The following is a 9,686-nucleotide window of genomic DNA, read 5'->3' on the forward strand; positions in this document are numbered from 1 at the left end:
GTGAGGATCAGCGATACGATGATCAGGTTACGGCTGTGCGAGAAATCAAGCTTCGCTTCTGCCAATGTCCTAAGACCTATTGTTGCGATCATACCAAACAGCATGATGGAAACGCCGCCCATGACCGCGCCCGGAATGGAGCCGAGGAACGCCGTAAAAATCCCAAAGAAGCTGATAACGATCGCAAATACAGCCGCGATGCGCAGCGTTACGGGATTGTAGTTCTTTGTAACAGCAAGAACGCCTGTGTTCTCGCCGTATGTTGTGTTTGCGGGGCCGCCCAAAAGACCGGCGACCATCGTCGCAATACCGTCGCCCATCAACGTCCTGTGCAGTCCCGGATCTTCGATAAAGTTTTTACCAACGACCGCGCCGTTCGTCGTAATGTCGCCGATGTGTTCCATGAATGTAACGATCGCCGTCGGTGCAATGATCGCGATCGCCATCACTACCTTTGACGGATCAAGCTCGTGTGTAAAGAAGAAGTTGAAATTCGGCACCTGAAAGCCAAGATTCGCGCCGTTTTGGAAGCCTGAAAAATCGACCTGTCCCATCAGCGCGGCGCAGGTATACCCTACAGCGATCGCAATGATAATCGGAACCAGTTTGAAGAAACCCTTGGCAAATATAGAAATAATAATCATTGTCGCTACCACGATCAGCGCGATCACCCAGCGCATCCATAAAAGATCCGGGATACCTTCTGCCGCCGGAGCCGTGATGATGTTATTAAAAGCCGTAGGCGCAAGCGTCAGGCCAATGACCATGATCATCGGGCCTGTCACGACGGGTGGGAACACTGACATCACGCGTTTTACGCCGATCAGCTTTACAAGCAGTGCAAGAATCAGGTAAAGCGCACCTGCCGCGATGATACCGATCGCCACATACGGCAGTGCCGCCTGATAGGCCGGTGAAGCAAGGAAGCCTTCGACCGAAGGGTCTACCCCGCTGATCTGTGTCGCAACGATGATGATAACGCCAATGAATGCAAAGCTTGAACCCAGGAATACCGGAACCTTTCCCTTTGTCAGCAGGTGGAAAATAAGCGTACCGATACCCGCGCAGCAGATCGCCACTGCGGGATTGAGACCGGTAAGGAGCGGAACCAGTACCGTCGCGCCAAACATCGCGAACAGATGCTGGAAACCAAGGATCGCTTTTTTAGCCCAGCCTTGCTGTTGTTGTTCGATCATTTTGTCCATTATGATACCTCCCAATTAATATATGATGATTCCATATATGCAAAAGCCTTATCCAATCCCATGAATAAGGCTTACATATCGCTTTTCGAGTCGCAAATATCGACGCTCTCCTCGTTATCAAATTCCATTACTTTGACCGATATCATTTCATGTGCCGCGGTCGGTACGTTCTTCCCCACAAAGTCGGCACGAATGGGCAATTCCCGGTGTCCGCGGTCTATAAGCACCGCAAACTTGATACAGTCCGGACGTCCCATATCCATGATCGCGTCCATTGCAGCGCGCGCAGTACGCCCCGTATAGAGCACGTCGTCCACCAGTACAATTTTCTTGTCGTTCACGTCAAAATCGATATGTGTCGCACTCACGACCGGCTGCTCCGAATCTTTTGACAGGTCGTCCCTGTAAAACGTGATATCGAGCGTCCCCAACGGAACATCACGCCCCTCGAACGCTTTGATATAGGATGCAATACGCTTGGCAATGGTAACGCCCCGGCGCTGGATGCCGATCATATGAAGCTCCTTCGCACCGTCCGTATTCTCAATGATCTGGTGCGCGATACGCTTTAAAGTACGCTGCATCGTCTCCTGATCCATGATCGTTGTTTTCTTTAGACCTTCCATTGTAAAACTCCTAAAAAAAATACCTTGTTACATCTTTTCAAGACGCAGCAAGGCACACAAAAAACTTCTCTTATGCACACCTTACGGCCTCTCAATGGACCTGTTTAAAGGTTTTGTTTTTCTCCTGTATCAGTATATCAAATCGTGGCTGTGGATTCAATCAGTTTTTCATATTTTTTTGAGCGACTGCAGAACATTTTCAAAATAATCCGGCAACGGTGCAAGAAACTCCATCCACTCTCCCGTTCTTGGATGATGAAACCCTAATTTATATGCGTGCAGCAATTGTCCGTTCAAGCCAAATTTGTCTTTTTTCTTTGTATATACCGGGTCGCCTACCACAGGAAACCCAAAATGCTTTAAGTGGACGCGTATCTGATGCGTACGTCCTGTCTTTAACGTACATTCCACAAGCGTATGACCTTCATAACGCGCAAGCACGCTGTATTGCGTGATCGCCTCTCGTCCGCCTGTGCGCAGCACCGCCATTTTCTTCCGGTCGCGCGGGTCTCTGCCGATGTGCGTCATGATCACGCCTTCGTCCGTTTTAATGTTTCCGAAAACAAGCGCCTGATAAACGCGGCTTGCCGTCTTTTCTTCGATTTGCTTACTCAGCGACTGATGCGCCTCGTCATTTTTCGCAACAACAAGCAGCCCCGACGTACCTTTATCCAGCCTGTGTACGATGCCCGGCCGCAGCTCGCCATTGATCCCCGACAAATCTTGTAAATGATGCAGAAGCGCGTTCACGAGCGTACCCGTATAGTTGCCCACCGCCGGATGCGTCACCATGCCCTGCGCCTTATTTATCACTGCGATATCTTTGTCCTGATAGACGATGGTAAGCGGGATATCTTCAGGCAGAATGTCAACTTCCTGCTGCCTAGGAACAGTAAGCGTCACTTCGTCTCCGCTTCTTATTTTCGTGCTGGCTTTTGCCAGCCTGCCGTTCAAAAAAACGCCGCCGTTATCGATCAGCTGCTTCAAATAGGAACGCGTGTACTGGGTTAATTCACCCGCAAGAAAAGAATCAAGCCGTGCACCCGATTCATCTGCGATGATTTTATGACTTTCCGTCATTTATCTTTTCCGCCTTCTTGTGCTTGTCCCAGAACCATATCACAAAAATACCCAACATAACCGCACCGATACATACAAAGGAATCCGCCACATTAAAGATCGCAAAGTTTACAAAGTCAAACTCCAGCATATCTATCACATAGCCGTGCGCTATCCTATCGATCACGTTCCCGATCGCGCCGCCCGCGATGAACGCCATCGAAAAATTAAAGAGCTTTGATTTGAATTGATTCTTGTATTTAAATAAGATATAGATCACGATCACCGCCATCACGCTGGACAGGATAGCGAGAATCCACGTGGCATTTGAAAACAGGCTGAAAGCCGCACCCGTATTTTGCACATATGTAATGTTGACAAAACCCGGAATGAGGGAAAAGGACTGCCCCACCGTCATGGTAGAGGCTACGATCATTTTTACGATCTGGTCTCCCGCAACGATCGCGGCAATCAATAATACATATATCATTTACATTTCTCCGTTCGCATCATCAAGTCGTATTATACCATATCCAAAAACAAAAAAAAATACCGCCCGGTAAAACAAGCGGTATTTATCACACTGTTTCTGTCAGTCGTCGATGATCTCGTTCACAATATCCTGCAAATCTGCCGTGCTCTTGCGGAAATCATTCATCGTATCTTCTTTGGACTGTTTGAGTATTTCGTTCAGATGGATAGATTCACGCACAGACGACGTATCGAGGTCTGCCATCTGGTTCGTCAGGTTGCTGATCGATTGACTGATCTCTGCCGCCTGATGACCGACAAGCGTCTCGTCGTCAAGCTTTGCATCCGCATAAGACATCTGGTCTTCTAAGAACATCCTGAAGCGCTTCTTATAGTCCGTGATCTGCTTTTCGTACTTTCTTAGTTCCTGCTTAGCCGCTTCCATCCGAAGCTGCGTGCTCTCGATCACTGTCTTTGCATTCTGGTTTGCAATGTCCATGATCTTCTGTGCCTGCATTTCCGCACGCTCAATATACATCGATGCATTACGCTGCGCAGTGATAACCGTCGACATCAGCTTTTCTTCGATATTGTCGAGTTTATCCGTCTTCTGCTTCAGACGTGCGATCTCAGACTTCATCTCCTCGTTCTTCGCGATGATGTTCTCGTTTTCTTCCAATAAGGATTCAAACTGCTTGATGACCTCGTCTAAGAACTCGTCGACCTGTTCCGGATCATATCCGTTGAATTTTTTAGCAAATTCTTTTTCCAGAATATCTTTCGGCGTAATATTCATCGGCGTCCCCCTCGCTCACTTTGTCCTATTCGCGTTCTAAATAGCTGAAACCAAATTCGTCAGCAACTTCCGCCGTATTCGTCGATACGTCGACATTATAAGGCGCAACCACAAAAATGTTCCTTGCCGCTTTCCTGATGTTGCCGTTCAGGGCGTATACAGCACCGCTAACAAAGTCGAGGATGCGCTGTGCAACGTCTGTATCCAGCTCGTCTAAATTGACGATGATCGGCTTCTTCTCTTTCAGATGATCGATAATGCTTTGTGTATCCTCATAAGAAACCGGCTTGTATATCAATACTCTTACTTTGCTCGTATCAGGAATGCCAACCACTTTTGCTGTCTCTCCTCTTTTTTTGTTTTTCTTTTCTTCAACAGGCGGTACAAAGTCGTCTTCAGGAAAACCCATCATATCGTCTTGCAAATCATCCTGTTCATCATAATAGCGGTCGTCTACTTCCTCATCTGTCGGTTCAAGACCGATGAAGGATAGTAATTTATCGCCCATTTTTCCCATGAATCCAAGCCTCCCAGCATTTATTTATAGATTCTTTCGCCAAATATTGCAGAACCGACACGTACCATGTTTGCGCCCTCGAGGATCGCCTCGCCATAATCATTAGACATCCCCATCGAAAGAAGATCGAACCTCTCAAACTGCGGCTTCCATTGATCATACAACGCTTTTGTCTGCGCAAATATCTTTCGCAGACAGGTACGGTCGTCTGTGTATGGAGCAATTGTCATAAACCCACGAACATTCAACCGATCCATTTCCGCGATCTGTCCAAAGAAGTCTTCGACCTCTTCTTCGTATAACCCGGATTTTGTATCTTCCTTCGCAATGTTTACCTGTACTAATACATCGATAACAGAATTTTTTTTGATGCATACCTTTTGCAGTTCCTGCGCGAGCGCAAGCCTGTCCAAGGAGTGTACTAAATCTACTCCATTATCAATTATATACTTAACCTTGTTTGTTTGCAACTGTCCAATTAAATTCCATTTGATATCTTTTGGCAGCGCTTCACTTTTGCGCAGAAATTCCTGCACGCGGTTTTCACCAAATGTGTCAAGCCCCAGATCGTATGCCCGCTTCACGACGTCCGTATCTACTGTCTTTGATACTGCCACAAGGCATATTTCCTCTGCGCGTACGCCTGCCTTGTCGGCATAGCCCGCAATCTTTTCCTGTACCTTTTTGATGTTGTCCGCTAAGCCCATATGTCTAAACCTCTACATGCTGGTTGACGGTCAGGATGCTGCCTGCCTCTGCCGGCTCTATGATCGCACTTCCGTCCTTGATGATCTTCACGTTGACGGGTACGAATGTCTTGTCGCTCCCCGCAACCACTGTGACGCCTGTCACCCCGTCCTTATCCTGTATCGCCTTCTCAGGCACCTTCATGCCTTCAAATTTTGAGAATACTTTCGCATCCGTTCTGCGGACATTCAATAGTTGTCCGATATCGTCTGTGATCTCGAGTGCATAAACGTAGCCTTCCTCTTCTTTGACCGTTCCCACGACCTTTCCCGAATAGGGCTTGTCGAGATAATCGTCAAAGGCAATGGAAAACACATTTCCCTGCGCAAACTCCGGTATCTCTGTACTGGACTGCGCCACCAAAAACCATTGATAATTGTTGACAAGACGGAAAAGCGGTTTTTCCGCAGAATCTTCTGCGGAAGCGCTTTGCTGCTCGTCTGCGCCACCGTTCAATATTTCGTTGACGTCGGCAGATGTGATCGTTGCAATATTATCCGCATTCAGCATCGTCTCAGCGCCGTCAAAATAAAAGCTTACTACCCCTGCCTCCGGCGCTTTGACCGCCTCTTTCCATTCGTTTACGCGTCCCTGCAGCTCTGTCTCATTACTATAAAAACCGTTGAGCGTGGCGTCCGCCGTGACCGCATCACGCAGATATTGCTGTTTTTGCGCCATCAGCGCTTTCAGTTCGTTTTCCGCAACAACAACATCGCCCGCAGCTTCGCCATTCAAAATCTGCCGCATTTCCGCAGCCTTTTGCGTGATCTGACTGTTATAGGCCAGCAGCTGCTCATCCGTACTGATCAGATTTTCCTGATAATCCTCGATCTTGGCCTGTATTTCCAGCAGTTCAGTGACCACCTTATCGTTATAACCGCCCCTGTATACCTCGGCAACATCCGCTTCCGCCTCTACGCGTTCGCCTTCCTGCACCAGGTAATTGGGTTTCCCGTAGTTCTGCGCAGAAACGACCTGCTCGTCACGCACAACCACAACAGGAAGCGCTTTTTCGAACATGATCTCCCCCTGCTCGACCAATGCTGTGTTTGTATTGGTAATAAAAAAAACAATAGCGATCACCGCTGCTGCGATGATACCTAAAAAAACATAAAACTTGGGATTGATTCGCCTTGCTACACGTCTTGCAGGAGGTCTTCTCTTAACCGCCATAAAAAACCTTTCTTCAACCGTTCTTAAAGACACAGTATTCTATATCTTGTTGATACTTTCCTGCAATTATACCACATTTATCATATTTTATACAAGCTTCGATGCCCTGCATCAGTCAAGCTTCAGCGTGACCGCCACAGCGTTCCCGACCTCACTATATTTCAAGCTGTCCGCCATAATTTTCACCAAAAAAACACCCCTGCCGCTTTCGCACATCAGGAGGTTTTCATCTTGCACGTTACGTTCTGTTATTTTCTTGCTTTCGAACCCACTTCCATTGTCTTCCAACTGAATTTTGAGCTGCATATCGTAATAATCCGCGCATACGCTCACTTTGTCCGCGTCGGAATATTTAAAAATATTCATGACAAGTTCGTTCATGACAAGTCTGATCTTATACTCCTGTTCGTCGTTTAAAATCATTTCCTGCCCTACGCCTGCAATGATCGATTCAATTGTATCGCCCAGCTCCGCAAAGCTGCTCAGTAATTTATTAATCCGCACTTTCTTTTTCCTTTGACACATATGCTTGCCGGCCACAACATCGAGTGTACCGTTACTTTATATGTAACCACCGGCGGTATTCCAAAACGCGCCGCCACATTAAGTTTTTATAAAATTCGTTACTTTTTATACACTGCAGCCAGCTTGCCGAGTATCTTTCGTTCCATGCGCGATACCTGCATCTGAGAGACATTCAGCATATCCGCTACTTGCTTTTGTGTCTTGTTTCCAAGATATCTTTGCTCAATGATCTTCTTTTCCGTGTCGTTTAGCAGACTCATACAATAGTTTATGAAGTCGTGGTTTTCGATATGCTCGAAGCTCACGTCATCCTGCCCCAGCACATTGCCAAGCGAAAAATTTTCGCTGTCCGCAAGCGCGCTGTCCAGTGAGAGCACATTGTCGGCCTGCTGCATTTCCATCACTTCCAGAACGCGCTCTACCGTCATATCAAGATGCTCGGCGATCTTTTTCGGAGATGGTTTCATGCCCCTCTGCGCCATATATTCCTGTACATACAGCTTGATTTTCTTGAGCTGCTCCGTATCCCTGCGCGGAAGCCTCATCACGCGGGAAGAATCGCGAAAATAATTTTTGATCTCGCCGATCAGCGAAGGCGTGGCATAGCTCGAGAACTTGATACCGCGCTCCGGCTCGAACCGTTCGATCGCCTTTACAAGCGCAAGACTCGCGACCTGATACAGGTCTTCGTAGTCAACGCCCCTGCCTGCAAATTTTTTCGCGGCAATTTCTGCGATATACAAAAAACGCTCGATCAGCGTGTTCCTGATATCCACATCATGGGTCTTCACATACAATTCAAACAGCTTATCGCTGTCCATTGCCGAATAATCCGTCACTTTATAGTCCCTCGTTTCTACTTGCGAATTCATTGTGCCGTCGGAGACTTTTTAAAAAGGATCTCATTTAATACGCCGTCCTTCTCGACAAACTGCACATCCTCGCTTAAGGACTGGATCATCAGCCTGCTGATCTCTTCGTTGAAGCCTGTGCAGTCGTCACACTCTTCGCAGACGGGGTCGATCGCAAGCCCATGGATCCTGAAATTTATGTTGTCGGAGCATTCGATGTCAAGCCCGATCGCTTCGCACGTTTGTCCGCATAAAAGCAAAATACATGCTTCCGCGACGCACGTTTTCAGGTCTTCGATCTCGTCCACCGTATATTCGATATTGCACGCAATACCCGAAACAGCAAGCCTGATCGCCTTGATATATTCCCGCTTGGCAGGAAAACGCATTTCAATCATCTCAGCCATCGTTAAGCCACCTCAATCTCAAATACTTTGGTCAGTCCTGTTACGTCAAATATTTTGAACAAATACGGCTTCAATTGTAATATCTTCATGGTTCCGTCGTATTCTTTTACCTTTTTTAAAATACTTACCAACACGCCCAAACCGGTAGAATCGATATAGCGCAGCGCGGAACAATCGATGCTCACACCTGCTTTGTATTCTTCGATGCTTTCGTCCATGCGTCTCTTGAAATCATTGACGCTGTTAAGATCGAGATCGCCGTCGAGCAGAACCACGATCTCTTTTGTCTGGTCATCATATCTTACCTGAATATCCAACCTTTTGTACCTCCATCACGGGATTGCTTTATTAATTCCATAGTACTCCCAGTATTAATTATAAACAAGTGTCTTTTTCATTAAACGAAAAAAGCGGGGAAAATGCTTCCCCGCCTTCTTAATTGTTTTTTGCCGTCAGATCAGACAACCCCCTGCGCCATCATTGCCTTCGCGACCTTTTCAAAGCCCGCGATATTAGCGCCCACTACCAGATTGTCCTCATAGCCGTATTCCTTTGCGGCAGAAGAACAGTTCTTGTAAATGTTGATCATGATCTGGTGCAGCTTTTCGTCTACTTCCTCAAATGTCCACGCGAGGCGCAAGCTGTTCTGTGACATTTCAAGCGCCGAAGTTGCTACGCCGCCGGCATTTGCGGCTTTGCCCGGTGCAAACAGAACGCCTGCATTCTGGAACACGTTCGTTCCTTCGATCGTGGTAGGCATATTCGCGCCTTCCCCAACCGCATATACGCCGTTTTTAACAAGCGTTTGTGCGCTCTGCTCGTCAAGCTCGTTCTGCGTCGCGCATGGAAGGGCGATATCACATTTGACTGTCCAGATGTTTTTGCAGCCTTCCGTATATGTCGCGCTCTTTACCATATCCGCATATTCTTTGATCCTGCCGCGCTTCACTTCCTTAATCTCTTTTACGATATCCAGCTGGATTCCTTCCGGATCGTAAATATAGCCATTGGAATCGGAAAGCGCAACAACCTTCGCGCCGTACTGCTGCGCTTTTTCTGTCGCATAGATCACAACGTTGCCCGATCCGGAAATGACGACTGTCGCATCCTGAAAGGACTTGCCTTTTGCTTCGATCGCTTCCTTCATAAAGTATACAAGGCCATAGCCCGTCGCTTCCTTACGTGCGAGGCTGCCGCCGTATTCAAGTCCTTTGCCCGTCAGCACGCCTTCATAGCGGTTTTTGATTTTTTTGTACATACCGAACATAAAACCGATCTCTCTTGCACCCACACCGATATCGCCTGCCGG

At 47.5% G+C, this 9,686-nt stretch carries 12 protein-coding genes and 1 pseudogene; all 13 read right to left on the reverse strand.

What is annotated here, in order from left to right; all coding sequences use genetic code 11:
* On the reverse strand, positions 1-1,196 hold a 1,196-nt coding region (locus VB081_RS13885), incomplete at its 3' end, for a uracil-xanthine permease family protein (protein WP_442872729.1).
* Between the two features lie 80 nt (positions 1,197-1,276).
* Entirely contained in the window at positions 1,277-1,831 is a 555-nt protein-coding gene (gene pyrR / locus VB081_RS13890; RefSeq protein ID WP_323401374.1) for a bifunctional pyr operon transcriptional regulator/uracil phosphoribosyltransferase PyrR, read from the reverse strand.
* Positions 1,832-1,999: 168 nt separating this feature from the next.
* Positions 2,000-2,911 carry an RluA family pseudouridine synthase gene (locus VB081_RS13895; RefSeq protein WP_323401375.1) on the reverse strand — a complete coding sequence of 304 codons (912 nt, stop codon included), beginning with the start codon at positions 2,909-2,911 and terminating at the stop codon, positions 2,000-2,002.
* On the reverse strand, positions 2,895-3,380 hold the full coding sequence (gene lspA / locus VB081_RS13900) for a signal peptidase II (protein WP_323401376.1): 486 nt from the start codon (positions 3,378-3,380) through the stop codon (positions 2,895-2,897). Before lspA ends, VB081_RS13895 begins: the two co-directional genes overlap by 17 nt.
* A 102-nt stretch (positions 3,381-3,482) precedes the next feature.
* Positions 3,483-4,157: a DivIVA domain-containing protein gene (locus VB081_RS13905; RefSeq protein WP_323401377.1), complete on the reverse strand. Its 675-nt coding sequence runs from the start codon at positions 4,155-4,157 to the stop codon at positions 3,483-3,485.
* Positions 4,158-4,182: 25 nt separating this feature from the next.
* Positions 4,183-4,674: a cell division protein SepF gene (locus VB081_RS13910; RefSeq protein WP_323401378.1), complete on the reverse strand. Its 492-nt coding sequence runs from the start codon at positions 4,672-4,674 to the stop codon at positions 4,183-4,185.
* A gap of 20 nt (positions 4,675-4,694) precedes the next feature.
* Positions 4,695-5,381, reverse strand: coding sequence for a YggS family pyridoxal phosphate-dependent enzyme (locus VB081_RS13915; protein WP_323401379.1), 687 nt, complete (start codon positions 5,379-5,381; stop codon positions 4,695-4,697).
* 4 nt (positions 5,382-5,385) lie between these two features.
* The gene (locus tag VB081_RS13920; protein WP_323401380.1) at positions 5,386-6,594 is read right to left on the reverse strand and encodes an HlyD family efflux transporter periplasmic adaptor subunit; all 1,209 of its coding nucleotides are present in this window, start codon (positions 6,592-6,594) and stop codon (positions 5,386-5,388) included.
* Positions 6,595-6,705: 111 nt separating this feature from the next.
* On the reverse strand, positions 6,706-7,098 hold the full coding sequence (locus VB081_RS13925) for an ATP-binding protein (RefSeq protein WP_323401381.1): 393 nt from the start codon (positions 7,096-7,098) through the stop codon (positions 6,706-6,708).
* Between the two features lie 119 nt (positions 7,099-7,217).
* On the reverse strand, positions 7,218-7,991 hold the full coding sequence (locus VB081_RS13930; RefSeq protein WP_323401382.1) for a sigma-70 family RNA polymerase sigma factor: 774 nt from the start codon (positions 7,989-7,991) through the stop codon (positions 7,218-7,220).
* Entirely contained in the window at positions 7,988-8,377 is a 390-nt protein-coding gene (locus VB081_RS13935; protein WP_323401383.1) for a hypothetical protein, read from the reverse strand. Before VB081_RS13935 ends, VB081_RS13930 begins: the two co-directional genes overlap by 4 nt.
* A 2-nt stretch (positions 8,378-8,379) precedes the next feature.
* Positions 8,380-8,694, reverse strand: coding sequence for an STAS domain-containing protein (locus tag VB081_RS13940; protein WP_323401384.1), 315 nt, complete (start codon positions 8,692-8,694; stop codon positions 8,380-8,382).
* Positions 8,695-8,834: 140 nt separating this feature from the next.
* Positions 8,835-9,686, reverse strand: a pseudogene (locus VB081_RS13945) (NADP-specific glutamate dehydrogenase); the annotation flags it as partial.

Origin of the sequence: Christensenella sp., assembly GCF_034927525.1 — a bacterium.
Lineage (GTDB): Bacteria > Bacillota > Clostridia > Christensenellales > Christensenellaceae > Christensenella.

Bases quoted from the DNA above. Each gene is read 5' to 3' on its own strand.
- pyrR (WP_323401374.1), bottom strand. From the start codon at position 1,831: ATGGAAGGTCTAAAGAAAACAACGATCATGGATCAGGAGACGATGCAG.
- VB081_RS13895 (WP_323401375.1), bottom strand. From the start codon at position 2,911: ATGACGGAAAGTCATAAAATCATCGCAGATGAATCGGGTGCACGGCTT.
- lspA (WP_323401376.1), bottom strand. From the start codon at position 3,380: ATGATATATGTATTATTGATTGCCGCGATCGTTGCGGGAGACCAGATC.
- VB081_RS13905 (WP_323401377.1), bottom strand. From the start codon at position 4,157: ATGAATATTACGCCGAAAGATATTCTGGAAAAAGAATTTGCTAAAAAA.
- VB081_RS13910 (WP_323401378.1), bottom strand. From the start codon at position 4,674: ATGGGAAAAATGGGCGATAAATTACTATCCTTCATCGGTCTTGAACCG.
- VB081_RS13915 (WP_323401379.1), bottom strand. From the start codon at position 5,381: ATGGGCTTAGCGGACAACATCAAAAAGGTACAGGAAAAGATTGCGGGC.
- VB081_RS13920 (WP_323401380.1), bottom strand. From the start codon at position 6,594: ATGGCGGTTAAGAGAAGACCTCCTGCAAGACGTGTAGCAAGGCGAATC.
- VB081_RS13930 (WP_323401382.1), bottom strand. From the start codon at position 7,991: ATGAATTCGCAAGTAGAAACGAGGGACTATAAAGTGACGGATTATTCG.
- VB081_RS13935 (WP_323401383.1), bottom strand. From the start codon at position 8,377: ATGGCTGAGATGATTGAAATGCGTTTTCCTGCCAAGCGGGAATATATC.